The following is a 26,248-nucleotide window of genomic DNA, read 5'->3' as shown; positions in this document are numbered from 1 at the left end:
CTGCGACGTGGGGGTGGTGGTGCTCACACGCTGCCTTTCTCCGGCCTTTCCGAGCCTCTCCGAGGGGAACCTCGGTCCATCAGCGTACGAATTGCCCGTTACGCCTGTGTCACGTGGCGCGATCATGAGGAGTTACACGCGCCACACAGCCGCCGTCGGCGAGGTGTGAGGGGACCCGGCGGGGCGGCCGGGTGTGAGGGGACGCACAGCCGGGTGTGAGGGGACGCATAGGGGTGCGGTCCGCTGCGGACCGTGTCGCATTGGGCCGAACGGGTGATCATGCGCAAGAATTGCCCGGTGCAGGCAATCAGTGCGAGTCAGGTCGGGGGGAACCGGTGAACAGCCACGACGTCACCGATGAACAGTGGGAAGGACTCGCCCAGGTCGTACCGCTGCGTGGTCGCGACGCCTGGCCCTCGGCGGTCGGCCACCGGGCGATTCCGGAGGCGGAGACCGAGCCGCGACGCCGTTTCGTGGTGCTCCGGGTCAATGTCTTCGGGGACGCCCGCGAGGTCGCCGAGACCCTGATGGCCGGCATCCCGGTCCTCCTGGACCTCACCAGCGCCGAGACGGACGTCGCCAAGCGCGTACTCGACTTCAGTACGGGTGTCGTCTTCGGCCTCGCGAGCGGGATGCACCGGGTCGACCGGAACGTCTTCCTGCTCACGCCGCCGGGAACCGAGGTGCGGGGGCTGATGGAGGGGGCGGGGATTCCCGGGGTGTGACAGGCGGGGTCTGACTTCCGGAGCGCGGCTCCTGGGTGTGAGACTCCTGGGGTGTGACGCGCGGGGTGTTGCGCGCGGGGCGTGATTCGGGGGTGTGCCTCGCGGGGTGTTGCGCGCGGGGCGTGATTCGGGGGTGTGCCTCGCGGGTGTGATTCCGACGGATCGATTCCTGACGGTCGGGGGGTGTCAACCCTCGATCCGGTCCCCCGTTCGTAGGAAGGTTTCGCGGGCGAAACGGTTCCGCCTGGTCGCGGAGCCCTACCGTCCGGATATGACCGTGTCATCTCTCGGATCCCGCGCGGAGGCCGAGGCACGTCCGGACCGGCCGAGCGTCACCGAACTGCGGCTCGCCGCGTTCGCCGCGCACCGCCGCGCCGGATTCCCGCTCGGACCGCTCAGCCTCTTCGCCGGCCCCAGTGGCAGCGGAAAATCCAGTGCCCTGCGGGCGTACGAGGCACTCGCCCGGCTCGGCGGCGGTGCCGAACTGGACGAGGTGTTCCCGGACCCGGTCGCGTGCGTGCCCGAGCGGGCCCGCCCCGACGCCCAGCGGCGGCGGGGCTTCCGGATCGGCTGCACGGCGGACGGTCCCGAGGGTCCCGTACGGCTCGATGTCGCCGTGCAGGCCGAGCCCGAACTGCGCATCGTGGGCGAGCGGTTGACGGCGGGCGGGCTGACCCTGCTGGAGACCGCGCTGCGCGATCCGAGTCGGCGATCCGTGCAGGCGGCCTGGCACACGGCCGGCTCGTCCCCGGTGACCCGGGCGCCACTGCCCGACGACCGTCTCGGCACACCGCTCCTGCCGCTCCGAGTCGCCGGAAAGACGGACGGCCAGCGCCAAGTCCTCGCGGCCGCCGAGCAGATGGTGGTCGCCCTGCGATCGGTCTTCCCCTGCGATCCGCTGCCCCGCTCGATGCGCACGCCGGTGCCGCTCGGCGAGGGACGGCTGCTGCGCGGCTGCGGCAACCTCGCCGAAGTGCTGTGGCGTACGCGGTCGGAGTGTGGGCGTCGGCACGGGCTGCTGGTCGACGCGGTGCGTGCGGGATGCGCGGGGCCGGTCCTCGATCTGTTGGCCGAGCGGCGGCCCGGCGGGATCGGCAGGATCGGGGAGAACGGAGAGATCGGCAGGATCGGCGGGATCGGCGGGACTGGTGGGACGGTCCAGGCGCTGCTGGACCGCGGCGACGGGCTGCGCACACCGCTCGGGCGGCTGGGGGACGGGGAGTTGAGGTACCTCGCGCTGTCCCTGGTGCTGCTCACCGGGCCGGGGGTGCTGGAGGTCGACACGGCGGGCGAGGTGCCCGCGGCGCTGCAGACGCTCACCGTCCTCGCCGACGGCTTCGACCGCGATCTGGACGTACGGCAGCGCGAGGGGCTCGTACGGCTGGCGGCGCGGATGTGCGAGCGCGGGCACATCCGGCTGGTGGGGGCCGTGAGCGACGCGTCCTGGGCGGCGGGGGTGGGCGGGGTGACGGTGGTAGACCTTGAACCGTGACCGAACTTGATGTGGCGATGTTGCAGCGCAGGCTGACCGAGTTCGCGGCGGCGCGGGACTGGCAGCGGTACCACACGCCCAAGAACCTCGTCGCCGCGCTCAGTGTGGAGGCGTCCGAACTCGTCGAGATCTTCCAGTGGTTGACGCCCGAGGAGTCGGCCCGGGTGATGGACGACCCGGAGCGGGCCTCGCGTGTGACGGACGAAGTCGCCGATGTGCTCGCGTACTTGCTGCAGGTGTGCGAGGTGCTCGGTATCGATGTCCTTGAGGCGCTCGATGCGAAGATCGACCGGAATGAACGGAGGTTTCCGGTGGGGGAGGGGTCGTGACCGTCCGTTTCGTATCCGCTTGATGCCCATGAGGCGCCCCCGGAAAGGGACTTGAAGACCCCGCTTGTCACTCTCCGGAGTTATTGATCTGTCCACAATCAATTCCGTGTCCACAGATTTCAGGCTTCCTCTGGCTTTTCGTCCCGAAGCACTTCACTCTGGGTAGTGGACAGGCGGAGTTCGGGCAGGCGTGTGAAGAGCGCGTCGGGACAGACGGGGTCAGCGCATGGACGCGGTGCGGCTCATCGACGCGAGCAGGTGTGCCCTGATGGGGAGCGCGGACGCTCCCGGGATCATGGCGGAGGCCTGGCAGGCGCAGGCCCTCGCCCAGGCGATAGGCAGTCGGCTGGCGGTGTCCGGGCCGCCCGAATTACGGGGCGAGGCGCTGGGGTTGACCGAGTTGGCGGGGCGGGGGTGTGGCGTGCTGGGTGCGCCGGTGCTCGACGTGGGGAGGCTGCGGGCCGCCCAGCTCACCGAGCTCGGCGATGCGCGCGTCGCTCTTCTCGACCTCGGCGGGCTGCTCGGCGAGGTCGGGATAGCCCTCGTGGGGATAGCCTGCGCGGCCAGCGACGAGGGGACGTACTGGCAGTGCATGGAAGCGATCGACGCCGCGGACGAGTCCCGGGACCGGGTGCTGGAGATGCTGCGAAGACTCGCGGTGCGGGATCAGGGGGCGGCGGCGGGGTAGGGGGGTTTCCTCGCCCCCGCCGCCCCTACCCATTCCCGTCACTACTCGGGGGCCAGCCCCCGAACCCCCGCTCCTCAAACGCCGGAGGGGCTGAATACCTCAGGGGCGCCCGGAGGGGCTGAATACCTCAGGGGCGCGGGGAACTGCGCAATCTTTTTGGGGGTTCGGGGGCGGAGCCCCTGAGTCAGGGACGATGGGGGTCCCCCCGCTCGAGCGAAGCCGAGAGTGGGGGAGGGTAGGGGCGGCGGGGGCGAAAAGATCAGGCGTGGTCGGATCCGTCGGCCGGGGCCGGGGCCGGGACCGGGGCCGGGACCGGGGCCGGGCGCTCGGCCGACTGCTGGAAATCCGCGTCGAGTTGCGACAGATCCGCGTTGAGCGCCGCCATCAGCTCCTCCATCTGCTGCAGCAAACCCTTGGGCTGCGACGACGGAACGGCTTCCTGGGACATGACGGCCTCCTCGGCCTTCGCCCTCCCCCACGGGGAGAACCAGCAACGCACCGGCCGACCGCCGGCGACGGGTGCCGGGCGGTCCGGCTCCGCCCGAGCCAACGATCACCGCCCAGACGGGTCACTGGCCCGGTCTTTCCCCAGGCCCACGGTTGACGGATTTTCACCCGACCGGGGACGCGAAGCACCGGCGGGACCGATGAGGTTGACCGACGTTCGACCGTGCAGGATGGAGGCATGGATCTTCGAATCTTCACCGAGCCCCAGCAGGGCGCCACCTACGACACCCTTCTCGCTGTCGCCAAGGCCACCGAAGACCTCGGCTTCGACGCCTTTTTCCGCTCAGATCACTACCTCCGCATGGGTTCCGCGGACGGCCTCCCCGGCCCCACGGACGCCTGGATCACCCTCGCCGGACTCGCCCGCGAGACCAAGCGCATCCGCCTCGGCACGTTGATGACCGCCGGTACGTTCCGTCTGCCCGGCGTCCTGGCGATCCAGGTCGCCCAGGTCGACCAGATGTCCGGCGGCCGCGTCGAACTGGGCCTGGGCGCGGGCTGGTTCGAGGAGGAGCACAAGGCGTACGGCATCCCCTTCCCGAAGGAGAAGTTCGCCCGTCTCGAGGAACAGCTGGCGATCGTCACCGGGCTGTGGGAGACGAAGATCGGCGAGACCTTCAGCTTCGACGGCACGTACTACCAGCTCACCGACTCGCCCGCGCTGCCCAAGCCGGCTCAGCTCAAGGTGCCGGTGCTCATCGGCGGCCACGGTGCCAGCCGTACCCCGCGTCTCGCGGGCCGTTACGCCGACGAGTTCAACATGCCGTTCGCGTCGATCGAGGACAGTGAGCGTCAGTTCAAGCGGGTGCGGGCGGCGGCGGAGGAGACGGGCCGCAAGGGCACCGATCTCGTCTACTCCAACGCGCTCGTCGCCTGCGTCGGCAAGGACGACGCGGAGGTCGCCCGCCGGGCCGCCGCGATCGGCCGCGAGGTGGACGAGCTGAAGGCGAACGGTTTGGCCGGTACCCCGGACGAGGTCGTCGAGAGGATCGGCCGGTACGCGGAGGCCGGTTCCCAGCGGGTCTACCTCCAGATCCTCGACCTCGACGATCTGGACCACCTGGACCTGATCTCCTCCCAGGTGCAGTCCCAGTTGCGGTAACCGGGCGGTCGCCGCGCCGCGGCGATCCGCCGACGGCCACCGTCGCGGACTCGTCGCGGTTCCCGGGCCGGCGGCCGCGGACTCGTCCCGGTCCCGGGCCGACGGGTACTCCTCGGACCGGGACCGGGGTTGGGGCCGGGACGGGGGCCGAAATCCGGAGCCGGGATGCGGGATCGGGGCCGCAAACCGGACCCGTGATGCAGGATCAGGGGCCGAAAACCCGACCCGGGATGCGGGATCGGGGGCTGCACCCACGAGCGTCCGCCACACTCAGGCTCCGCCCGCCCCGCCCCTGCCTCGCCTCAGCAGTCGGCAAGCAACCCCGCATCGTGGGCCAGGACCGCCGCCTGGACGCGGTTGGCGCAGCCGGTGCGGGTCAGGATCCGGCTGATGTGGGCCTTGACCGTGCCGGCGCTCATGTACAGCTGGTCGGCGATCTCCGCGTTGGACAGGCCCGTGCCGAGCAGCCGCAGGACATCCCGTTCGGCCGGGGTCAGCTCCTCGGTCCTGCGCAGGGCGGCCTCGGTGTCACGGCCCGACCGCACGTGCCGTTCGAGCAGTTGGCGCGTGATCCGGGGTGCGAGGACCGGTTCACCCTTCGCCGCGAGCCGCACGGCGCGGATCAGTTCGGCGGGACCGGTGTCCTTGAGGAGGAACCCGCTCGCCCCGGCCCGCAGGGCCCGCGTCACGCTCGCCTCCTCGCCGAACGCCGTCAGCATCACCACACATGTACGGGGCGAGAGCCGGGCGATGTCCTCGGCCGCCGCGATGCCGTCCCGGGTCGGCATCTGGATGTCGAGCAGGGCGACGTCGATGTCGTGGGTGCGACAGGCCGCCGCGGCCTCCAGGCCGTCACCTGCCTCGGCCACGACCTCGATGTCGTCGGCGTTCTCCAGGATCAGCCGGATCCCGACGCGCATCAGCGCTTCGTCGTCGGCGACCAGCACTCGGATCATCAGCTCATCCTAGGGCCGCCATCACCAGCAGGACGATCAGGAAGCCCGCCGTGGGCAGGACCACGAGCACCGCCGTGCAGCCGGCGCCGAGGACGCGCGGCCAGGTCAGGGTCTGCGCCGACAGCGGGGGGTTGACCCCCGGCCGCCAGGTGTCGCCGTCGCCGTCGCCGGCGCCGGAAGGGGGGCGGGGCGCAGGCCGAAGAGCTTCGGCGCCGGCTTTCGAGGGCGCGGGCACCGGCCCGTTCGTCGCGTGGGACCGCTGGGACGGCAGCCACGCCGTCACACGGAAGCCGCCGTCCGGCAGGGCGCCCGCCCCGAAGGTGCCGCCGAGCAAGGAGATCCGCTCCTGAAGTCCGGCCAGCCCGCTGCTCGTTCCCCCCTGGGAGTCGCCCGGCACGCGCGGCGGCCCGTTGGTGACGTACACCTCGATGCCCGCGTCCGTGGCTCTGACCTCCACCAGAGTGGGCGCGCCCGACGCGTGTTTCAGCACGTTCGTCAGCCCTTCACGGACCACCCGGTGGATCGCCTGCCGGACACGGGCGCCCACCTCGACCGTGTCGGGAACCGACCAGACCAGCTCGACCGAGCCGCCACCCGTCTGCCGGGACTGGGTCACCAGAGCGGTGATGTCCTCGTACGTTCCCCGGTCGCCGCCCCCGGTCTCGTCCGACAGGTCCGCGTGCCGCAGGACGCCGAGGATCTCGCGCAGTTCCTCCATGGCCGTCCCCGCGGTCGTACGCAGCAGCTCCACCTGTCCGGCCAGGGGAGGGGCCTGGCGAGCGGCGGCGAGTTCCAGGGCCCCGGCATGCACCGAGATCAGGCTCAGCCGGTGGCCCAGGAGGTCGTGCATCTCCCGTGCGATCCGGGTCCGTTCCTCCATCCGGGCCGCCGCGGCGGTCAGCGTACGGGTCTGTTCCAGATAGGCGTTGCGCTCCCGCAGCAGGTCGACCAGGGGCCGTCGCCGACCCAGCATGGTGCCGGCCAGGGTGGGGAGCAGCAGGAGGAGTACGGCGGAGACGGCGTTCTCCGCCAGCTTCATCGGCAGGGTCTCCCACCGGAACAGGCCCTCGGCGACGGTCAGTCCGCCGAGCGCGGCGCAGGCCACCCCGACGACCCGCCACGCGCGCCGCGGCGGCGCGATACGGCGGGTGGCGGACAGCACGATCAGCGGCACCACCGCCAGCACCCATACGTTGGCACCCATCAGCAGCGGAAAGGCGCCCAGGACCGCAGCGACCGGCCGGCCGCGCCGCGCGGGGACGAGCAGCGTCGCCCACAACGCCTCCAGTACCGCGAGAACCGGCCGGTCCGGCGGGATCAGCAGCAGCGGGATCAGCCCGAAGGCCGCCGCCAGGGCACACAGCAGTGACTCGGCGACGACCGTACGGCGCGGAGCGGCCCGTACCGCGGCCCGGATCTCGGCCGCCTCGCGGCGCAGTCGGCGTGCCGCACCGGTCGGCCCACACCCCGGCCGTCCGGGCAACCACCGTTGTTCTTCCGTCACTTGACTCATGCTCGCCTCTGCCCCCGGCATCGCGGATCCGCGCATCACGGATCCGCCGGAAGGAACGGTATCCACGGCCGGCTGGGGCGCTGCCGGGCGGTCCCCCGATGTCACGCTTCCGACCGCGGGTCCAGCTCCGACCGCGGGCCCAGCTCCGCCCGCAACGCCGCGGTGTCCACCCGCTCGGCGGCCAGCAGCCGTCCGACCGTCCGGCCCTCGTCCCCCGCCTCGGCGTCGACCGCGGGCGCTTCGAGCAGCGCGGCCAGCAGGTGGACCGTACCGACCGTGGGCGAACCCTGCTCGGCGGCGATGAGCTGCGCGGTCGCCCTGGCCTGTTGGGCGGAGTCGGAGAGCTGTGTCTGGTCGAGGCCGCCGACCGGCGCGTCGATGGTCGCCGAACGCGCCAGGGAACCGTGCCGTACGCCGTGCCGGCGCAGGAGTCCGGCGGCCGTGCTGACGGATGCCAGATCCTCGGGCAACGACCGTCCGGCAACGGCCAGGGCCCGGTCCAGGGCCAGGATCCCCAGCAGGAGGTCCACTGGCTCCGTCCTGCCGCGCCCGTACCGCGCCACCTGCCGTGCGGCCTCGACGCTGACCGCGAACATCACCGGTGAGCCGTAGATGGACGACCCGGCGGTCCACGACGTGATCGCTCGGGACAGGCGGTTGCCGCTCCTGCCCAGCGTGCCGGCCCGGCGGAGCAACAGGACGCCACGGGATTCCGGTCCCGCGGTCTCCGCCGAGGCCTTCGCGTCCAGTGTGTCGAGTGCCGTGGCCGCGGCGGCCAGGTCCACCCTCTCCACCAGCAGTGCTTCCCGGGCACGGCTCGTCGGCAGGTTCAGCAGGGCCCGCGCCACGTGCCGGCAGCGCACCGCCACCGTCCCTTCGGCGCGGGCCGACCCCAACGCGAGCAGCAGGCACATCCGCGTCGCGTCGGTCATCCCGGGCAGCGACCGGCCACTCTCGTCGACCGGTTCCTTCGCTTTGCGCGAGCCACGCGATTCGCCGGCCTTGAGCCCGAGCCGCCACTGTGCCTCGCGCCACGCGGCCGTGATCTCGGCGTCGTCCTCGTCGGTGGCGTCCAACGGAGTGCTGCCGTATCCGTCGTCGTTCGCCCAAGCCGCCCCACCGCTCCCGGCCCGTCCCGCGACCAGACCGCTGAGCGAGCCGGCCTTCCGCATCCCGGGCGCTATCGCCGAACCGGCGTCCGTCTCACCCATCACGAGCGCGGACAGCACGTTCTCCGTGCCCACGGCCCGCGACTCGAACCTGACCGCTTCGCGCAGTGCCTCCACGAGCAGTTCCACGACGTCGAGTTCGAACTCCGTGGGCGCTCCGGCCAACGCGGCCGTGGTGGTGGCGTCGGTGTGTGTTCCGGTCGTCGGTCGCTGGTCCATCGAACGTTCCCCTCGGGCTGCTGTTGCCGGACGAGACCGACGCTAGACGGCCACCACACACCACGGCGTCGGCCGACCGGCCAAGCTCGCGGTCCGACCGGCCAGGCTCGCGGTCCGACCGGCCAGGCGTACGGTCCGATCGGCTCGGGCGTGATCCGCGTACGGCTGGGCGTCATTCGCGTACGGGCGGGGCGTCATCCGCCGCGTACGGCCAGGGTGTCGCCCTCGTGCAGTTCGGGAGCCGTTCGCCTGCGATCCGGACGAAGGTGCGAGGATGCGTTCGTGGTGACAGACGCCGAATGGACTCGGATTCGGAGGGGACTGCGCTTCGGTCAGGTTTTCGAGGGCACCGTGGTGAAGGTTCCTCGGCCCGGCGCGATCGGGATCTTCGTGGACATCGGTCTGAGCGTCGGAGGCTTCGTCGACGTCCTGTTGCTTCCGGAACAGAGCGATGACTGGCCGACGGAAGGCACGGTTGCCGATTTCGAGATCTGGTGGGCCGACAGCCGCCGGCAGATCCGGCTGAAGCCGTCCGACATCCGGTATCTGCGGAACGACTTCACAGAATTCGTAAGACGCTTCCGCCCCAATTGGTCGTCCCAGGTCGGTCGGCCCGTTTCGTGATCCGGGGCCTCGACCTCGTGGCGGGAGCCGGTGCCGCATCAGACGCCGTTCGCCCTGTCCGTGTCTGGTGGTGTCAGCTCGTGTGGGGCGGTTCGGTCTGCTCGGTGTCGAGCTGGTGGTCGGCCCAGATGTAGCTTTCGGGAAGCAGGTCGGTGATGGAGACGGTCCGGAGGCGGTCGCCTGCCCCGACGATGACCTTCAGGGCCGGGAAGTAGTCGACCAGGACCTGACGACACCGGCCGCACGGTGGAACGACGCCTCGGTCGCGGTCGCCGACGGCGACGATCGTGTCCAGCTCGTAGGCGCCCTGGGCGGCTGCCGCGCCGAGGAGAACCAGTTCGGCGCAGGGGCCGCCGGTGAAGTGGTAGGCGTTCACCGCGGTGACGATCCGGCCGTCCTGGGCACGGGCTGCGGCCGCCATGGTGTGGTTGTCGCCCCGGCAGCGAGTGCGAGCGACGTGGGCCGCGGCCTGGATGAGTTCATGGTCGACGTGGTGGGCCTGCGTGGTCATCTTCTCCGCCTTCGTGAGGTGTCAGGCGACGTTGATCCGCGTGCCGATGGTGCGCAAGCGAATATCGGCGGTGTGCGCGCTCCGCCGGATGACGCAGCGACGACGCAGCGACGACGCAGCGATGATGCGGCGACGACGCAGCGACGACGCAGCGATGACGCGGCGGCGGATCGTGCCGCCCTGCTCCGTTTCAGGTCGATGCGGGCCTCCCTGTGCCGGGTGCCGTTGCCATGGTGGGTCGTCGTCAACAGCGCCTGTCCGGCCGCCGCTGCTGGTGCGCGCCGGGCATGGGCGGGCCCCGCGAACCTCGTCTGCCGTGGCCTGCCCGCCGGGCCGCAGGATTCCCGTCCGGTAGGCACCCTGCGGCATGAGCGCATGGCGCCCACGCTCCACCTATGGGGGCTGACGAGGTGCCGCGGTTGGGCGGCAGGCAGACGTTCACGTGCCCGTTCTGCGGCCTGCCGCAGGATCGGGTGCCGACACTGGAGCAGGACTGGGTGCTGTTGGAGCCGGGCGTGGATATTCTGGCGCATCTGGTGCCGGCCGAGTACCGGTGGATCGGGCTGTCGGACGGGCGGGTGACGGTGTACGCGGTGTGCCCTCCGGACAGCTCCCAACGGTGCCGGATCGAGCATCGGCTGGCGTGTTCGGAGCAACAACTGCCGGACCTGTGGCCCTGGTTGACGGCGCTGCGCGGGGAGAACGCGCGCCGGGCCGCACGCGAGGCGAACGCCGAGCCGCCTGTGCCGGCGGAGGTGGAGTTGCCGGAGTTGCCGGACGTGGGGTAGCGGCGGTGCTCTGACCGGCTTGCGCGGGGCCGCTCCAGCGACCATCGGGACGCCCTCGCACCGGGCTCCGGTGCGAGGGCGTTTTCGCACATCAGGGCCGACTGCTCCCGGGCGTTGTTGCGCTGCTGTGCGCAGGAGATTCGCCGGAGGAGCATGTGGGGGAGCACGTTCGCATCTGTCTCGCTACTTGGACGCGGCCGTGCTCCGCGAAGCAGCCCGTGCAGGCCATCAAGTGCGGAGAGGCCAAGCGCAGATCCCGTCGATCGCCTGTCGGTGGTCCAGCCAACGGCCACAACACCATTGCATGGCCCAGGACTTGCGGCCGGGCGGAGGCTGCGCTGTGAAACGGCGGAGGCTGCGCCGTGAAAATACATGACTTTGTCCTCGTCCTCCGCTGTACGTTGTGCTGGCGCATCGAAGAAGGGGCGTTGCGCGGGCGGTCCACCCCACCCCGGCGCGGCGTACTCACCGCCACGAGGTCGAGGAAGGGCCAGGAGCAGTGATCGCCGAGGTGCGCTCTCCCACCACTGAGGTTCACGGGTGTCCGGCACGTGTGCACGCGCCGCGCACGCGGGCCCTACCCGCCGATGTGTTTCCGCAGTCAGAAGATTTCTCGAGGTATTCCCACCATGTTCCTGACGATCAGTACCACCGGCACCCCAGAACGCCCCGCGACCGACCTCGGATTCCTGCTGCACAAGCATCCCGACAAGGCGCAGGCGTTCTCCACCTCCTACGGCAAGGCGCATGTCGTCTACCCCGAGGCGAGCGTGGAGCGCTGTACGGCGGCGCTGTTGCTGGAGGTCGACGCGGTGGCGCTGGTCCGGCGCGGCAAGGGCAAGGGCCGTGGCGGAGCCCCGGACGCGGCCCTCGCGCAGTACGTCAACGACCGTCCGTACGCCGCCTCGTCCCTGCTCGCCGTGGCACTGAGCAGCGTGTTCTCCAGCGCGATGAAGGGCGCCTGTCAGGCCAAGCCCGACCTGCCCGCACGCCCGCTGCCCCTGCGCGTCGAGGTGCCCGCACTGCCGGCGCGCGGCGGCCCCGACCTCGTACGGGCGCTGTTCGAGCCGCTCGGCTGGACGGTGAGTGCCGAACCCGTGGCGCTGGACACCGAGTTCCCCGAGTGGGGCGACTCGCGGTACGTGAGCCTCGTACTGGAAGGTGAGCAGCGGCTGGCCGACGCGCTGCGGCATCTGTACGTCCTGCTGCCGGTGCTCGACGACGCCAAGCACTACTGGGTGTCGTCCGACGAGGTCGACAAGCTGCTGCGGGCCGGGGAGGGCTGGCTGCCGGACCACCCGGAGCAGAAGCTGATCACCAGCCGCTATCTGTCCCGCCGTTGGTCGCTGACCCGGGAGGCCATGGAGCGCCTCGAACTCGTACGGCTCGCCGAGACGGACGACAGCGCCGTCGAGGAGATCGACAACGCCGTCGACGAGCAGACGGACACCGAGGAAAAGCCGGTACCGCTCGCCGTCCAGCGACGGGACGCGATCGTCGGCGCGCTGAAGGCCACCGATGCCGCGCGGGTCCTCGATCTGGGCTGTGGGCAGGGTCAGTTGGTGCAGGAGCTGCTCAAGGACACGCGGTTCACCGAGATCGTCGGGGTCGACGTGTCGATGCGGGCGCTCACCATCGCCTCCCGGCGGCTCAAGCTGGACCGGATGGGCGAGCGGAAGGCCGAGCGCGTCAAGCTCGTCCAGGGCTCGCTCGCCTACACCGACAAGCGGCTCAAGGGGTACGACGCCGCCGTGCTGAGCGAGGTCATCGAGCACCTCGACCTGCCGCGGCTGCCCGCCCTGGAGTACGCGGTGTTCGGTTCGGCGCGCCCCACGACCGTGATCGTGACGACGCCGAACGTCGAGTACAACGTCCGCTGGGAGACCCTCCCCGCCGGCCATGTCCGGCACGGCGACCACCGCTTCGAGTGGACGCGCGAGGAGTTCCGCGGCTGGGCGGGGACGGTGGCCGAACGGCACGGATACGGCGTGGAGTTCGTGCCGGTCGGACCGGACGACCCCGAGGTCGGACCGCCCACACAGATGGCCGTGTTCTCCATGGGCGCGGCCACCGTCGACAACCCGAACACGAAGGAGGAGAAGGCCGCATGACCAGCACCGACAACAAGGTTCGTTCCCTGCCCGTCACCGACCTGTCCCTCGTCGTGCTGATCGGCGCGTCCGGATCGGGCAAGTCCACCTTCGCCCGCAAGCACTTCAAGCCGACCGAGGTGATCTCGTCGGACTTCTGCCGCGGCCTCGTCGCCGACGACGAGAACGACCAGAGCGCCAGCGGCGACGCCTTCGACGTCCTGCACTACATCGCGGGCAAGCGGCTCGCGGCGGGCCGGCGCACGGTCGTCGACGCGACCAACGTGCAGCAGGAGAGCCGTAAGCAGCTCATCGAGCTCGCCAGGAAGCACGACGTGCTGCCCATCGCCATCGTGCTCGACGTGCCCGAGGAGGTGTGCGCCGAGCGCAACGCCTCGCGCACCGACCGCGCCGACATGCCGCGCCGCGTCATCCAGCGCCACATCCGTGAACTCCGGCGCTCCCTGCGGCAGTTGGAGCGTGAGGGGTTCCGGAAGGTGCACATCCTGCGGGGTGTGGCGGAGGCCGAGAGCGCCGAGGTCCGCACCGAGAAGCGGTACAACGACCTGACCCACCTCACCGGTCCGTTCGACATCATCGGCGACATCCACGGCTGCGCCTCCGAACTGGAGTCGCTGCTCGGCAAGTTGGGCTATGCGGACGGCGCGCACCCCGAGGGCCGTACGGCCGTCTTCGTCGGCGACCTCGTCGACCGCGGCCCGGACACCCCGGGCGTGCTGCGCCGGGTGATGTCCATGGTCGGCTCGGGCGCCGCGCTGTGCGTGCCGGGCAACCACGAGAACAAGTACGGCCGTTACCTCAAGGGCCGCAAGGTCCAGCACACCCACGGCCTCGCCGAGACCATCGAGCAGATGGAGGGTGAGAGCGACGAATTCAAGCAGCGGGTACGGGAGTTCGTGGACGGGCTCATCAGTCACTACGTCCTTGACGGCGGCCGACTCGTCGTCTGCCACGCCGGACTGCCCGAGAAGTACCACGGGCGTACGTCGGGCCGGGTGCGCTCGCACGCGCTGTACGGCGAAACCACCGGCGAGACAGACGAGTTCGGTCTGCCGGTGCGCTACCCGTGGGCCGAGGACTACCGGGGCCGGGCGGCCGTCGTCTACGGCCACACTCCGGTCCCGGAGGCCACCTGGCTGAACAACACCATCTGCCTGGACACCGGTGCCGTGTTCGGCGGCAAGCTCACCGCGCTGCGCTGGCCGGAACGCGAACTCGTCGACGTACCGGCCGAGCGCGTCTGGTACGAGCCGGTCAAGCCGCTGGCCTCCGAGGCGCCCGGCGGACACGAGGGGCGTCCGCTGGACCTCGCGGACGTGCACGGCCGCCGGGTCGTCGAGACCCGGCACGCCGGACGTGTCTCCGTACGCGAGGAGAACGCGGCCGCGGCGCTTGAGGTCATGAGCCGCTTCGCCGTGGACCCGCGGCTGATGCCGTATCTGCCGCCGACGATGGCGCCCACGGCGACCTCGAAGGTGGAGGGCTATCTGGAGCACCCGGTCGAGGCCTTCGCGCAGTACGAGGCCGACGGCGTCGCGCGGGTCGTGTGCGAGGAGAAGCACATGGGGTCGCGGGCGGTCGCGCTGGTGTGCCGGGACGAGGAGACCGCGCGCGAGCGGTTCGGCGCGACCGGGGTGTCGGGCGCGCTCTACACCCGCACGGGACGCCCCTTCTTCAACGACGACGCCGTCACCGAGGAGATCCTCGGGCGGGTACGGGCCGCCATCACCGAGGCGGGTCTGTGGAAGGAGCTGGAGACGGACTGGGTGCTGCTCGACGCCGAGCTGCTGCCCTGGTCGCTCAAGGCCTCCGGGCTGCTGCGCTCGCAGTACGCCGCGGTGGGCGCGGCGGCCGGAGCCGTCTTCCCGGGAGCGGTCGCGGCGCTCGAAGGGGCGGCGGCGCGTGGCGTCGATGTCCAGGACCTGCTGGCCAAGCAGCGCGAACGGGCCGCCGACGCCGCCTCGTTCACCGACGCGTACCGCCGCTACTGCTGGACCACGTCCGGCCTGGACGGCGTACGCCTCGCTCCCTTCCAGATCCTCGCCGTACGGGGCCGGAGCCTCGCGGCCGTGCCGCACGAGGAGCAGCTCGCCCTGATCGACCGGCTGGTGGCGGACGACCCGTCCGGGCTCCTGCAGACCACCCGGCGCCTCTTCGTCGACACGGGCGACCCCGAGTCGGTGCGGGCCGGCGTCGACTGGTGGCTGGAGATGACCGGCCGCGGCGGCGAGGGCATGGTCGTCAAGCCGGACCGGGCCGTGGTGCGCGGCGGCAACGGCCGACTGGTCCAGCCCGGTATCAAGTGCCGGGGCCGGGAGTACCTGCGGATCATCTACGGCCCGGAGTACACCCGCCCCGAGAACCTCGACCGCCTCCGCGGCCGCTTCCTCAACCACAAGCGCTCGCTTGCCCTGCGTGAGTACGCCCTTGGCCTGGAGGCCCTGGACCGGCTCGCGGAGGGGGAGCCGTTGTGGCGGGTGCATGAGGCGGTGTTCGGGGTGCTGGCGCTTGAGTCGGAGCCGGTGGACCCGCGGTTGTAGGTATCCGGAGACGGTGGGGAGGCGGCGTGGCGGCCTCCCCACCGGAAGTACCGGTTGGCCGTCTCGAAGTCCCCTGGCTGAACGTCAGTTGTCCAGCCGAACGCTCCAGCCGCCGCGCGGCGGGTGAATGTCACGGGTGAGCGTCTCAGCCCACCAACCGCAACCGCTCCCCGCACACCCCCACCCGCACGGTCTGCCCCCAGGTCAACTCCACCGCGTCCCCCTCCATCCCGTCCCCGAACGCGATCAGCCGTTCGGACTCGACGGTGAGGCTGAGGTGGGACGAGGCCGAGAGCTGCCCGGCGACCTGGGACGTGCCGGTCGCCGGGGACGGCCATGCCTCGCGGACGAACCACACCAGACGGTCCTCCGTGGGACGTGGCAGGGGCAGGGAGCTGCCCCGCTCCTGCCACACCGACCGGATCCATCCGGTCGCCCCGGTGCCGGTTCCCACCAGTACCCCGGAGGATGCCTGGGCCTCGACAACACCCCCGTCGCCCGCCAGGTCCAGGCGGTATCTGGCCGTCTGATGTCCGACGGCGCCGAGATAGATCTCGTTGAGCGCGACCAGCCGCTGTGTGTCGTCGGCTACGGCCTCGACCATGGTGAGTTCGTCGACGGTGCTGGTGAGGGCCGCCGGGAGCAGCGTCGGCGCGTCCGCCGGCCGGTGCCGGACCAGGACGCCCGGGTTGCGGCCGGGGTCGGCGTCGATGCCCAACACCGGCTGGCCGGCGAGGTACTTGGCGACGTTCGCCACCAGACCGTCCTGGCCGACCACGACCACCACGTCCTCCGGCGCGAACAGGAAACGGTCCAAGTCCCGCCGTTCGACCAGCGTCTGACGCCAGGTCAGCGGAATCGCCGAGGTCACGTCGGTCAGCGCGCGCCGGGTGCGGCGATGGCGTTCGGCGACCTCCTCGATGTCCCGGCCCCGGGAGGAGAGGAAGAAGGCGGCCTGTCCGTGCGTGCCGTGGTGGGCCACCAACTCGGCGTACTCCGTGGTCCGATGGACCACCACGACCCGGGGTGCGAGACTCACGCTCGCTCTCCGGTCCCGAACCTGGCGAGCAGCCCGGTGAGCACGTCCGGCGACACCGTCACGCTCTCGATGTTCGGCAGGTTCTCCGCGAGCCGCGTCCCGGTGAGGGCGTGCAGGGTCGCCACGTCCACCTCGCCGTGCACCCGAAGCCACGCCGCCTGGGCCTGCGCCCGCGCCTCGCCCACCTCGCGCGCACCCTCGGCCTCCGCACGAGCGAGCCGTACGGACCGGGCGGCCTCGGCGTCGGCCAGTTTCACGGTGCGGGCCGCCTCGGCGTCGGTGAGCTTGACCGACCGCTCCGCTTCCGCCTCCGCCAGCTTGACCGACCGCTCGGCCTCCGCCTGAGCCAGCCGTACCGTCCGGGCGGCCTCCGCGCCCGCCCGTACCGCGTCCGCCGCCGCGTGCTCCTCCGCCTCGCGGCGGGCGTTCGTACCGCGCTGGTCGACCAACTGCTCCTCGCGGCGGGCGAGTTCGATCTGGCTGGCCAGTTCGTTCTCGGCGATGGCCCGCTCCCGCTCGACGGCCACCGCCCGGCGCTCGTACGTGGCCCGGTCGGCCTCCTGCTGGATCAGCTCCCGGGCCGGCGTGCGCAGGGCGCGCTCCACCTCGGGCTCCGGGCGCAGCGCCACCACGCGCACCGCGACCACCTCGATACCGGTGGCCGGCAGGCGGGGCTCCGCGCCCAGGCCGGCGGCGACGCGCTCGCGGACCGCCGCCACCCCGTCGACCAGGGCCGCCGACAGCGTCGTACGGGCGAGCACGTCGAGTGCGTGCTGCTGGGCCGTCTCCGTGAGCAGCGTGCCCAGCTGTTCCAGTGGCGCGCCCCGCCACACTCCGGTGTCCGGGTCGATGGAGAAGTCCAGCCGGGCGGCGGCGAGTGCCGGGTCGATGACCCGGTAGGTGACCGTCGCCTGCACCGCCACGTCCTGGAAGTCGGACGTACGGGCGTGGAAGGTCATCGCCAACTCCCGGTCGTCGACCGGCACTTCGGAGACCGCCGCGGTGAGCGCGCGGAACCAGAAACTGAGTCCCGGCCCGTCGTGCAGCAGCTTGCCGCCCCGGTGGTGCCGGACGTGTGCCGTCGGCGCACCGCGCAGATGGCGCCAGCCCAGGCGCCGGGTGATGTCGGCCATGTGTGTGCGTCCCCCTCATTTATTTTCGTCAATGCGACGATAATCGTCGCCGCCCCTAATCGTCAAGGGGACGAGAACGAGAAATCGCGGAAACGGTCGACCGGGGGGTGAAGACGGTCACCGGTGGTCAGGATGGAGTCATGGGATTCCACGTCGACTCCGAAGCCGGGCGGCTGCGCCGCGTCATCCTGCACCGGCCGGATCTTGAGCTCAAGAGGCTCACCCCCAGCAACAAGGACGCCCTGCTCTTCGACGACGTGCTGTGGGTGCGCAGGGCCCGCGCGGAGCACGACGGTTTCGCCGATGTGCTCCGCGATCGCGGAGTCACCGTCCACCTCTTCGGCGACCTGCTGACCGAGGCCCTGGCGATCCCGGCGGCCAGATCGCTCGTCCTGGACAGGGTGTTCGACGAGAAGGAGTACGGGCCGCTGGCCACCGACCATCTGAGAGCCTCGTTCGAGGCGCTGCCCGCCGGCGAGCTGGCGGAGGCCCTGGTCGGCGGGATGACCAAGCGGGAGTTCCTGGAGGCGCACCCGGAGCCGACCTCCGTGCGCTTCCACGTCATGGAGCTCGACGACTTCCTCCTCGGCCCCCTCCCCAACCACCTCTTCACCCGCGACACCTCCGCCTGGATCTACGACGGCGTCTCCATCAACGCCATGCGCTGGCCCGCCAGGCAGCGCGAGACCGTGCACTTCGAGGCGATCTACCGGCACCATCCGCTGTTCCAGGACGAGGCGTTCCACGTGTGGTCCGAGGGCCAGGCCGACTACCCGTCCACCATCGAGGGCGGGGACGTGCTCGTGATCGGCAACGGCGCCGTGCTGATCGGGATGAGCGAGCGGACCACACCCCAGGCCGTGGAGATGCTCGCCCACAAGCTGTTCGCCACCGGCTCGGCGCAGACGATCGTGGCGCTCGACATGCCCAAGAAGCGCGCCCTCATGCACCTCGACACGGTGATGACGATGGTCGACGGCGACACCTTCACCCAGTACGCGGGGCTCGGCATGCTCCGCTCGTACACCATCGAACCGGGCGTCGGCGACAAGGAGCTGAAGGTCACCGACCATCCGCCGGAGCACATGCACCGCGCGATCGCCGCCGCGCTGGGGCTCGACCGGATCCGGGTACTGACCGCCACCCAGGACGTGCACGCCGCCGAGCGCGAGCAGTGGGACGACGGCTGCAACGTCCTCGCGGTCGAACCGGGCGTCGTCGTCGCGTACGAGCGCAACCAGACCACCAACACGCATCTGCGCAAGCAGGGCATCGAGGTGATCGAGATCCCGGGGAGCGAGCTGGGGCGGGGGAGGGGCGGTCCGCGGTGCATGAGCTGTCCGGTGGTACGGGATCCGGTCGGTTAGCGACAGGACCGGTAGTGGCCGGACTGGTCGCGGTCGGACTGGTAGCGGTCGGGACGGAGGTCGAGGCTTCGAAAGTGAGGCCTACGTCTCGAAAATGAGTCCGTATAGAAATGTGGAGCATCGTATAGAATTCCAAGAGTCCCTGTTTACGTAACCCTGGAGCGCCCCCATGGCGACAGTCCCGTACGCCCTCGCCGGCCGCCACTTCCTGAAGGAGCTGGACTTCACGGAGGAGGAGTTCCGCGGCCTGATCGGGCTCGCCGCAGAGCTGAAGGCGGCGAAGAAGGCCGGGACGGAGACCCAGCACCTGCGGGGCCGGAACATCGCGCTGATCTTCGAGAAGACCTCGACGCGTACCCGCTGCGCGTTCGAGGTCGCGGCCGCGGACCAGGGGGCTTCCACCACCTATCTCGACCCGTCGGGCTCACAGATAGGGCACAAGGAGTCCGTGAAGGACACCGCACGGGTGCTCGGCCGGATGTTCCACGCGATCCAGTACCGCGGGGACAGTCAGGAGGGTGTCGAGGAACTGGCCGCCCACGCGGGCGTGCCTGTCTACAACGGTCTGACGAACGCGTGGCACCCGACCCAGATGCTCGCCGACGTCCTCACGATGACCGAGCACACCACCAAGCCGCTGAACCGGGTCGCCTTCGCCTACCTCGGCGACGCGCGCTTCAACATGGGCAACTCCTACCTGGTCACCGGCGCGCTGCTCGGCATGGACGTACGGATCGTCGCGCCGAAGGCCTACTGGCCCGCCGAGGAGATCGTCGACCGGGCGCGCGAGCTCGCCGTGCGCAGCGGGGCGCGGATCACGCTCACCGAGGACGTCGCGGAGGGGGTCGCGGGCGCCGATTTCGTCGCCACCGACGTCTGGGTGTCCATGGGTGAGCCCAAGGAGGTCTGGGACGAGCGCATCGTCGCCCTCGGCCCGTACGCGGTGACGATGGACGTCCTGCGGGCCACCGGCAACGCGGACGTCAAGTTCCTGCACTGTCTGCCGGCCTTCCACGACCTGGGCACCAAGGTCGGCCGCGACATCCATGAGCGGCACGGCCTGGACTCGCTGGAGGTCACCGACGAGGTCTTCGAGTCGGCCCACTCGGTCGTCTTCGACGAGGCGGAGAACCGGTTGCACACGATCAAGGCGATGCTGGTCGCGACCCTCGCGTGAGGGGCGTCAGGAGCGTGAGGGGCTCGGCGGGTGGCGCCGTCGCTACAGCGGGTTCCGTTGGTGCGGCACCGCCGGCAGCCTGAACCAGACCGCCTTCCCGGAGTCCGTGGGCCGGTGCCCGCACGACGAGCTGAGGGCGCGGATCAGCAGCAGCCCCCGGCCGTGCTCCTGCCAGGGGTCGGGCTCGCCCGACGGGTCGGGGATCGTGAGATCGCCCGGCGGGTGCGGGTCGGGATCGTGCACCTCGACCTGGCATCCGGTCGGCAGCAGCTCCACGACCAGCTCTATGGGCCGGTCGCCCTTGGTGTGCTCCACGGCGTTCGCCACCAGCTCCGCGGTGAGCAGTTCGGCGGTGTCGCTGTCGGCGGCGTGTTCCAGTTCGGCGAGCGCGGTACGGACCAGGGCACGGGCGACGGGCACGGCCGCGGCGGTGTGCGGCAGAGCGATGCGCCAGGAGGCTGGGGCTTGGGGATCGTGCAAGGCGGGTCCGTTCATGGAGCAGGATGTCCTGCTTTCAACTTTAGGAATGGTACGACGCAACCGGACAGAGGCGCTCGGCGGGCTCTATTCGGGACGTTCGGCCCGGTATCGGGCTGCTTACCCAGGTGAACGGTCCGCATCCCGCGTTCTGCGCCTGTCGTTACCGGCCTATCGACGAGTCGTGACTCCGTGACCGTGTTGTCGCGTATCCATGACGGCAGTCATAAACACGAAACAGGGCCGTGGGGGCCAGGCACCGATGTGCCTGGCCCCCACGGCCCTGTTCTCTCCGGGCCCTGTTTTCTCTCGGCTTACGCGCGCGAGCTGGCCTCCTCCAGATCGACCATCCCCGCCGTCAGCGTCGCCCCGTCCGCCGGGTCGACCAGGATGAACGCCCCGGTGCGGCGCGAGTCCGCGTAGTTGTCGAGCGCCAGCGGCTCGGCGGTGCGCAGGGTGATCCGGCCAAGGTCGTTCGCGGTCAGCTCGGCGGCCCCGGCCAGATCCCGCACGATCGCCTTGACCGTACGGGTCGTGTGCCTGACCAGAACCCGGTCGCCGACCCGCAGCGGACGGTCGGCCAGATGGCAGACGGCGGCCCGGACGTCCCGCGTGAGCACCGGCACGTCCGCGCCGGTCGTGATCATGTCGCCGCGCGAGACATCGCGCTGGTCGGCCAGGCGCAGGGTCAGCGACTGAGGGGCGTACGCCTCCCGCGTGTCCTCGCCGAGTACGTCGATGGCGGTGATCGCGGAGGTCTCGCCGGAGGGGTGGACCGTCACCCGGTCCCCGACGCGCAGCGAGCCGGAGACCAACTGGCCCGCGTAGTAACGGATCTCGGCATGCCGGATCACGTACTGCACGGGGAAGCGCGCGGGTTCGCCCGAGCGGTCGCCGCCGACCGGCACGGACTCCAGATGCCGGAGCAGCGCCGGACCCTCGTACCAGTCCATGCGCGTCGAGCGGTCCACCACGTTGTCGCCCGCCAGGGCCGACACGGGGATCGGTGTGAAACCGGGCAGGTCCAACTCGGCCGCGTGGCCCGCGAAGTCCTCGACGATCCGGTCGAACTCCTTCTCCTCGTATCCGACGAGGTCCATCTTGTTCACGGCCAGCACGATGTGCGGGACGCGCAGCAGTGCGGCGATCGCGGCGTGGCGGCGGGTCTGCTCGACGACGCCGTTGCGGGCGTCGACGAGGATGATCGCCAGTTCGGCCGTGGAGGCGCCGGTGACCATGTTGCGGGTGTACTGCACGTGGCCGGGTGTGTCGGCGAGGATGAACCGGCGCCGGGCCGTGGCGAAGTAGCGGTACGCCACGTCGATGGTGATGCCCTGCTCCCGCTCGGCCCGCAGACCGTCCGTGAGCAGTGCCAGGTCCGGCGCGTCCTGGCCACGGCTCTGGGAGACGCGCTCCACGGCCTCCAACTGGTCGGTGAGGACCGACTTGGAGTCGTGCAGCAGCCGGCCGACGAGGGTGGACTTGCCGTCGTCGACGGACCCGGCGGTCGCGAACCGCAGCGTGTCCACGGTGGTGCGGGACATGGCGACGGCAGCGGTGGTGGAGGTGTTGCCGGTCATCTCTAGAAGTACCCCTCGCGCTTGCGGTCTTCCATCGCGGCCTCGGACATCTTGTCGTCGGCGCGGGTGGCGCCCCGCTCGGTGAGCCGGGAGGCGGCGATCTCGGCGATGACCTGCTCGAGGGTCACCGCGTCCGAGTCGACGGCGCCGGTGCAGGACATGTCGCCCACGGTCCGGTAGCGGACTTGCCGCTTCTCGACGGTCTCGCCGTCCTTCGGGCCGCCCCACTCGCCGGCGGTCAGCCACATGCCGGCCCGCTGGAAGACCTCCCGCTCGTGCGCGAAGTAGATCTCGGGGAGTTCGATGCCCTCGCGGGCGATGTACTGCCACACATCCAGCTCGGTCCAGTTGGACAGCGGGAAGACGCGGACATGCTCGCCGGGCGCGTGCCGACCGTTGTAGAGGTTCCACAGTTCCGGCCGCTGGCGGCGCGGGTCCCACTGCGAGAACTCGTCCCGCAGCGAGAACACCCGCTCCTTGGCGCGGGCCTTCTCCTCGTCCCGGCGTCCGCCGCCGAACACCGCGTCGAACCGCTCCGCCTGGATCTTCTCCGTCAGCGGCACCGTCTGCAGCGGGTTACGCGTCCCGTCGGAACGTTCCCTCAGCACACCCCGGTCGATGTAGTCCTGTACGGAGGCCACATGGAGGCGCAGCCCATGTGCGGCCACCACATGGTCCCTGTACTCAAGGACTTCCGGAAAGTTGTGTCCTGTGTCCACATGCAGCAGTGAGAACGGCACCGGAGCGGGCGCGAACGCCTTCAGCGCCAGGTGCAGCATGACGATGGAGTCCTTGCCGCCGGAGAACAGGATCACCGGCCGCTCGAACTCACCCGCCACCTCGCGGAAGATGTGCACCGCCTCGGACTCCAGAGCGTCCAGATGCGACAGCGCGTGCCGGGGGAGCGCGCGCTGCGGAAGCGCCTGCTGTGGAAGCGCCTGCTCCGGCAACGCGTGGGTACGGTCGGCGGTCGTCGGGCCCGGTGTCACACGAGCCCCCTGGCCGCCAGCACCGCGTGCACCGAGTCCGCCGACTCCTCGGGCGTCTGCGACTGCGTCGCCAGGGACAGGGCGGGGTCCAGCGGCGGCTCGTACGGGTCGTCGACCCCCGTGAGGCCGGTCAGCTGTCCCGCCGCCTGCCGCGCGTACAGGCCCTTCACGTCCCGCTCGCTGCACACCTCGACCGGAGTGGCGACATGCACCTCGATGTACGGCGTGCCGCTGGCCTCGTGCCGTTTGCGCACCGCCTCGCGGCTGTCGGCGTACGGGGCGATGACCGGTACCACCGCCAGCACCCCGTTGCGTGCGAGGACTTCGGCGACCAGGCCGATGCGCTGCACGTTGGTGTTGCGGTCCTCGCGGGAGAAGCCGAGGCCGGCGGAGAGGAAGCGCCGGATCTCGTCGCCGTCGAGGACCTCCACACGGTGTCCCTCGGACCGCAGCCGGCCGGCGAGGAAGCGGGCGACGGTCGTCTTGCCCGCGCTCGGCAGCCCGGTGAGCCAGATGGTGGCTCCCTGAGCGGTGGGGGGCTTCTGACGGCCCCTGGCCGTGGTGGTCATGCGCGCTGTCCCTTCGAGGCGCCCGCGACGCGGTGCCGTTGATCGGTGAGGTCATGGAGTTCGTGGAGTTCGCGAACCTCGTGGAGTTCGCGGAAGAGGGCCTCCCAGCGGGGGTGCACGGCGTCCGGCCCGTACGAGGCCGCCGTCAGTACGGCGGCGACGCCCATGTCCGCCCGCAGCGCCCGGTCGCCCATCAGCTTGGCCATGGCGTCGGCGAGCGCGTCGGGGTCCTCCGGCGCGACCAGCAGACCGTCGACCCCGTGGGTGAGCACGTCCGAGGGGCCGGTCGGGCAGTCGAAGCTCACCACCGGGAGCGAGTGGCTCATCGCCTCGATCATCACCATGGGCAGCCCCTCGAAGCGCGAACTGAGCACGTAGAAGGAGGCCTTGGCGAGTTCGTCGTCGAGCCGGTCCGTGTGGCCCATCAGGAACACGTGGTTGTAGAGGTGGTGCTCCTCGATCAGCTCCCGCAGCTCGGCCTTCTTCTCGCCGCTGCCGTAGATCCTCAACTGCCAGTCGGGGTACGTCTCGACGAGCTTCGCCCACGCCGGGATCAGCAGGTCGAAGCCCTTCTGCGGGAAGAGCCGGCCGGCCGCCACCGCGATCTTCGAGCGGTGGTCGGAGGGCACCTGGTCGAGGGAGTGCACGGCGTTGGGGATGCGTACGACCCGGGTGCCGGGCAGCAGTTGCTCGTACTCCTCGCGGTCCCGTTCGGTCAGGACGGCGACCGCGTCGAAGCGCGCGTAGGTCTCCCGGATGCGCTGCCGCACGTCCTGCTTGTGCGTGCCGTGGTTCATGTGCTCCTGCGCGACGCGCACCACACCACCCGTCGCGTGTTCCGCGGCAAGGAAGTTGAGTGCGGGCCTCGTGGTCACCAGGACCCCGTCGCGCAGCGAGGAGAGGTAGGCGATCAGCCGCTGCTCCACGTACCGGTTGAAGTAGCGGTAGCCGAACTCGCCGCACGGGATGTGCCGCGCGGGCTGCTCGGTGAGTCGGCCGCGGCGCCAGTCCTGCCAGCGGCCGAGCATGCCCGTCGGCGGGGTGTGGGCCTCCTCGCGCTGGTCGACGACCGTCGTGACCTCCACGCGCGGGTCGAGCGGGAACTGGAGGTCGTCGCGGCGGCGCAGCGCGCTCACCAGCTCGACCTGCCAGCCCGCCTGTACCAGGGAGTTGGCCTGGTTCATCACCGTGCGGATGGTGCCGCCGCGCCCGTACGCGTGCAGGAGCAGATAGCGGACCTTCGGCCGCCCTCCGATCTGATGGATCGTCATGTTGCGGCTCCCGTACGGCACTCCAGCGAAAGGTTGTCCTTCACCGTGTAGTACGGACGCACACCGATGCCGCGTACCCGTTGCTCGGGAAAGACCATGATCTTCTTCTTGCCGTGGATGTCGTCGAGCCGCCGTCCGGCCCGCAACTCCACCTCGCCGTCGGTGAGATGGATGTCCCACTCCTCGACCCCGGCCTCGATCTCGGCCTCGGCGGTGTCGGTCGCCGCCGCCACGTCCGCGACGGGCAGCTCACTCTCGAAACGGTCGCCCTTCACCTGCGCGGGGTAGTCGAGTCGCTGCTCCGCGTGGCTCCGGCGGGTGAGCAGCAGTCGCCACTCGCCCTCGGCGGGGTGTCCGTGGATGTGTCCGACGAGTCTGACGCGTCCGTCGCGCGGCCAGACCTCGGCTATCTCGGCATGGGGTTTCACGAGGTGTAGCCCCAGGCCTCGCACATCGGTCGCAGGATCTCCGGTATCTCGTCCTCGGCGGGCAGCGCCCGGCCGCTCTGCACCTGGCCGGTGCGGATCTTGTCCCGCCAGTCGCCGAGGCCCTTCACGACCTGTGTGTCGTCCTTTCTGCCGTAGTCGAGCATCGACGGTTCGAAGTCCACGTCCAGGAAGGCGCAGAGCCGGCGCATCTCCTTCTCGGGGCCGGCGGTGATGTCCTCGTAGCGCAGGGTGTGGCCGCCGGTGATCCCCTTGCGGGCGTTGTCGACGGCCTTCATGTAGCGCAGAGCGTCGGCGGCGGCCTCGTCGAAGGTCCGCTTGTCGGGGTCGCCCTCGTGCCAGGACCGGGCGATGGACACCGGGTGGCGGAGCAGGAAGACGAAGCGGGCGTCCGGCCAGCAGTCCCGGATGCGCCGGTAGACGAACGCGTTGCTCGGTGTCTTCTCGACGATGAAGTCCTTGCCGGACCTGACCAGTTCGCGGTGCATGACCCGGTCCCAGAGCAGATGCTCCAGGTCGCCGCGCTCCAGATCGAGGGCGCTCATCGCGCGCTGCGACAGCTTGCTGCCGAAGTCGACCTCGAGGCGGCGGATGTGCAGCTCGTGCGGGGAGTGGAACCGTGAGTGCGCGTTCAGGAGCATCCGCAGCAGGGTCGAGCCGGAGCGCACCGGCGACATGATGAAGACCGGCTCCCGCAGCAGCCGGTCCGTCGCGAGGTCCACGGGCGCGGGACATCGGTACACCGGTGTGGGCCGCTTCCCGGGTTTCGCCGCCGCCTTCTTCGGCCCGGGCGGTGCGACGGCGGCGGCCTTACGCACCTGGAGGCCGGTGGTGGCGGAGAGTGCCCGGTTCAGACTGCGCATCAGACTCATGCGTCACGACGCTAGGTAAGGATTATGAGAAGAGGGACTGAGTAGCCTGAGCGT

At 70.7% G+C, this 26,248-nt stretch carries 26 protein-coding genes; 11 read left to right on the top strand and 15 right to left on the bottom strand.

Annotated elements, in window-relative coordinates; all coding sequences use genetic code 11:
• Window positions 1-335: 335 nt before the first annotated feature.
• The 4 genes from ACIBEI_RS33090 (at window position 336) to ACIBEI_RS33075 (ending at window position 3,234) form a co-directional block, all read left to right on the top strand.
• The gene (locus ACIBEI_RS33090; RefSeq protein WP_398893881.1) at window positions 336-725 is read left to right on the top strand and encodes a cell division protein SepF; all 390 of its coding nucleotides are present in this window, start codon (window positions 336-338) and stop codon (window positions 723-725) included.
• A 271-nt stretch (window positions 726-996) separates the two neighbouring features.
• Window positions 997-2,217 carry an ATP-binding protein gene (locus ACIBEI_RS33085; protein ID WP_398893880.1) on the top strand — a complete coding sequence of 407 codons (1,221 nt, stop codon included), beginning with the start codon at window positions 997-999 and terminating at the stop codon, window positions 2,215-2,217.
• Entirely contained in the window at window positions 2,214-2,546 is a 333-nt protein-coding gene (locus ACIBEI_RS33080) for a nucleotide pyrophosphohydrolase (RefSeq protein ID WP_398893879.1), read from the top strand. Before ACIBEI_RS33085 ends, ACIBEI_RS33080 begins: the two co-directional genes overlap by 4 nt.
• A gap of 226 nt (window positions 2,547-2,772) precedes the next feature.
• Window positions 2,773-3,234, top strand: a complete 462-nt coding sequence (locus ACIBEI_RS33075) for a DUF6099 family protein (protein ID WP_398893878.1) — start codon at window positions 2,773-2,775, stop codon at window positions 3,232-3,234.
• A 259-nt stretch (window positions 3,235-3,493) separates the two neighbouring features.
• On the opposite strand, the gene ACIBEI_RS33070 is transcribed toward ACIBEI_RS33075, so the two are convergent.
• The gene (locus tag ACIBEI_RS33070; RefSeq protein WP_398893877.1) at window positions 3,494-3,682 is read right to left on the bottom strand and encodes a hypothetical protein; all 189 of its coding nucleotides are present in this window, start codon (window positions 3,680-3,682) and stop codon (window positions 3,494-3,496) included.
• Between the two features lie 237 nt (window positions 3,683-3,919).
• Here ACIBEI_RS33070 and ACIBEI_RS33065 point away from each other — a divergent pair, with 237 nt between their 5' ends.
• Window positions 3,920-4,843 carry an LLM class F420-dependent oxidoreductase gene (locus tag ACIBEI_RS33065; RefSeq protein ID WP_398893876.1) on the top strand — a complete coding sequence of 308 codons (924 nt, stop codon included), beginning with the start codon at window positions 3,920-3,922 and terminating at the stop codon, window positions 4,841-4,843.
• 302 nt (window positions 4,844-5,145) lie between these two features.
• Here ACIBEI_RS33065 and ACIBEI_RS33060 read toward each other — a convergent pair whose 3' ends face one another.
• The 3 genes from ACIBEI_RS33060 to ACIBEI_RS33050 all read right to left on the bottom strand — a co-directional run bounded on the left by ACIBEI_RS33060 (window position 5,146) and on the right by ACIBEI_RS33050 (window position 8,700).
• Window positions 5,146-5,799 carry a response regulator gene (locus ACIBEI_RS33060; protein WP_398893875.1) on the bottom strand — a complete coding sequence of 218 codons (654 nt, stop codon included), beginning with the start codon at window positions 5,797-5,799 and terminating at the stop codon, window positions 5,146-5,148.
• Between the two features lie 4 nt (window positions 5,800-5,803).
• A complete protein-coding gene (locus tag ACIBEI_RS33055) occupies window positions 5,804-7,303 on the bottom strand; it encodes a sensor histidine kinase (protein ID WP_398893874.1) in 1,500 nt (499 codons plus the stop codon).
• Between the two features lie 110 nt (window positions 7,304-7,413).
• Entirely contained in the window at window positions 7,414-8,700 is a 1,287-nt protein-coding gene (locus ACIBEI_RS33050) for a Clp protease N-terminal domain-containing protein (protein WP_398893873.1), read from the bottom strand.
• 282 nt (window positions 8,701-8,982) lie between these two features.
• Here ACIBEI_RS33050 and ACIBEI_RS33045 point away from each other — a divergent pair, with 282 nt between their 5' ends.
• Window positions 8,983-9,324 (top strand): hypothetical protein, encoded by a 342-nt coding sequence (locus ACIBEI_RS33045; protein WP_398893872.1) that lies wholly within the window; start codon window positions 8,983-8,985, stop codon window positions 9,322-9,324.
• A gap of 73 nt (window positions 9,325-9,397) precedes the next feature.
• On the opposite strand, the gene ACIBEI_RS33040 is transcribed toward ACIBEI_RS33045, so the two are convergent.
• Both ACIBEI_RS33040 and ACIBEI_RS33035 read right to left on the bottom strand, forming a co-directional pair.
• A complete protein-coding gene (locus tag ACIBEI_RS33040) occupies window positions 9,398-9,835 on the bottom strand; it encodes a cytidine deaminase (protein ID WP_398893871.1) in 438 nt (145 codons plus the stop codon).
• Window positions 9,836-9,856: 21 nt separating this feature from the next.
• The gene (locus tag ACIBEI_RS33035) at window positions 9,857-10,204 is read right to left on the bottom strand and encodes a hypothetical protein (RefSeq protein WP_398893870.1); all 348 of its coding nucleotides are present in this window, start codon (window positions 10,202-10,204) and stop codon (window positions 9,857-9,859) included.
• Between the two features lie 26 nt (window positions 10,205-10,230).
• Between ACIBEI_RS33035 and ACIBEI_RS33030 the strand changes: the two genes are divergently transcribed.
• The 3 genes from ACIBEI_RS33030 (at window position 10,231) to ACIBEI_RS33020 (ending at window position 15,274) form a co-directional block, all read left to right on the top strand.
• Window positions 10,231-10,623 (top strand): DUF6083 domain-containing protein, encoded by a 393-nt coding sequence (locus ACIBEI_RS33030; RefSeq protein WP_398893869.1) that lies wholly within the window; start codon window positions 10,231-10,233, stop codon window positions 10,621-10,623.
• A 629-nt stretch (window positions 10,624-11,252) separates the two neighbouring features.
• On the top strand, window positions 11,253-12,734 hold the full coding sequence (locus ACIBEI_RS33025; RefSeq protein ID WP_398893868.1) for a 3' terminal RNA ribose 2'-O-methyltransferase Hen1: 1,482 nt from the start codon (window positions 11,253-11,255) through the stop codon (window positions 12,732-12,734).
• Window positions 12,731-15,274 carry a polynucleotide kinase-phosphatase gene (locus ACIBEI_RS33020; protein ID WP_398893867.1) on the top strand — a complete coding sequence of 848 codons (2,544 nt, stop codon included), beginning with the start codon at window positions 12,731-12,733 and terminating at the stop codon, window positions 15,272-15,274. The genes ACIBEI_RS33025 and ACIBEI_RS33020 overlap by 4 nt, the downstream gene beginning before the upstream one ends.
• A 145-nt stretch (window positions 15,275-15,419) precedes the next feature.
• On the opposite strand, the gene ACIBEI_RS33015 is transcribed toward ACIBEI_RS33020, so the two are convergent.
• Together ACIBEI_RS33015 and ACIBEI_RS33010 are read right to left on the bottom strand one after the other, a co-directional pair.
• A complete protein-coding gene (locus tag ACIBEI_RS33015) occupies window positions 15,420-16,313 on the bottom strand; it encodes a hypothetical protein (protein ID WP_398893866.1) in 894 nt (297 codons plus the stop codon).
• Entirely contained in the window at window positions 16,310-17,446 is a 1,137-nt protein-coding gene (locus ACIBEI_RS33010) for an SPFH domain-containing protein (protein ID WP_398893865.1), read from the bottom strand. The genes ACIBEI_RS33015 and ACIBEI_RS33010 overlap by 4 nt, the downstream gene beginning before the upstream one ends.
• A 140-nt stretch (window positions 17,447-17,586) precedes the next feature.
• Here ACIBEI_RS33010 and ACIBEI_RS33005 point away from each other — a divergent pair, with 140 nt between their 5' ends.
• Complete coding sequence (locus ACIBEI_RS33005) at window positions 17,587-18,813, top strand: arginine deiminase (protein ID WP_189841214.1); 1,227 nt, start codon at window positions 17,587-17,589, stop codon at window positions 18,811-18,813.
• A gap of 169 nt (window positions 18,814-18,982) precedes the next feature.
• Window positions 18,983-19,990 (top strand): ornithine carbamoyltransferase, encoded by a 1,008-nt coding sequence (argF, locus tag ACIBEI_RS33000; RefSeq protein ID WP_398893864.1) that lies wholly within the window; start codon window positions 18,983-18,985, stop codon window positions 19,988-19,990.
• Window positions 19,991-20,032: 42 nt separating this feature from the next.
• Here argF and ACIBEI_RS32995 read toward each other — a convergent pair whose 3' ends face one another.
• The 7 genes from ACIBEI_RS32995 to ACIBEI_RS32965 all read right to left on the bottom strand — a co-directional run bounded on the left by ACIBEI_RS32995 (window position 20,033) and on the right by ACIBEI_RS32965 (window position 26,194).
• On the bottom strand, window positions 20,033-20,485 hold the full coding sequence (locus ACIBEI_RS32995) for an ATP-binding protein (protein ID WP_398893863.1): 453 nt from the start codon (window positions 20,483-20,485) through the stop codon (window positions 20,033-20,035).
• Between the two features lie 296 nt (window positions 20,486-20,781).
• On the bottom strand, window positions 20,782-22,047 hold the full coding sequence (locus ACIBEI_RS32990) for a sulfate adenylyltransferase subunit 1 (RefSeq protein WP_398893862.1): 1,266 nt from the start codon (window positions 22,045-22,047) through the stop codon (window positions 20,782-20,784).
• Window positions 22,048-22,049: 2 nt separating this feature from the next.
• Window positions 22,050-22,997: a sulfate adenylyltransferase subunit CysD gene (gene cysD / locus ACIBEI_RS32985; RefSeq protein WP_398893927.1), complete on the bottom strand. Its 948-nt coding sequence runs from the start codon at window positions 22,995-22,997 to the stop codon at window positions 22,050-22,052.
• A 35-nt stretch (window positions 22,998-23,032) separates the two neighbouring features.
• On the bottom strand, window positions 23,033-23,605 hold the full coding sequence (gene cysC, locus ACIBEI_RS32980) for an adenylyl-sulfate kinase (protein WP_398893861.1): 573 nt from the start codon (window positions 23,603-23,605) through the stop codon (window positions 23,033-23,035).
• Window positions 23,602-24,876 carry a glycosyltransferase family 4 protein gene (locus ACIBEI_RS32975; protein WP_398893860.1) on the bottom strand — a complete coding sequence of 425 codons (1,275 nt, stop codon included), beginning with the start codon at window positions 24,874-24,876 and terminating at the stop codon, window positions 23,602-23,604. Before ACIBEI_RS32975 ends, cysC begins: the two co-directional genes overlap by 4 nt.
• Window positions 24,873-25,304 carry a hypothetical protein gene (locus ACIBEI_RS32970; protein WP_398893859.1) on the bottom strand — a complete coding sequence of 144 codons (432 nt, stop codon included), beginning with the start codon at window positions 25,302-25,304 and terminating at the stop codon, window positions 24,873-24,875. Before ACIBEI_RS32970 ends, ACIBEI_RS32975 begins: the two co-directional genes overlap by 4 nt.
• A complete protein-coding gene (locus ACIBEI_RS32965; RefSeq protein WP_398893858.1) occupies window positions 25,301-26,194 on the bottom strand; it encodes a sulfotransferase family protein in 894 nt (297 codons plus the stop codon). Before ACIBEI_RS32965 ends, ACIBEI_RS32970 begins: the two co-directional genes overlap by 4 nt.
• Window positions 26,195-26,248 lie beyond the last annotated feature (54 nt).

This window comes from Streptomyces sp. NPDC050988 (assembly GCF_044456225.1).
Lineage (GTDB): Bacteria > Actinomycetota > Actinomycetes > Streptomycetales > Streptomycetaceae > Streptomyces.
The sequence above is the reverse complement of the archived record's forward strand: the minus strand, read 5'-3'. Positions and strand labels throughout refer to the sequence as shown.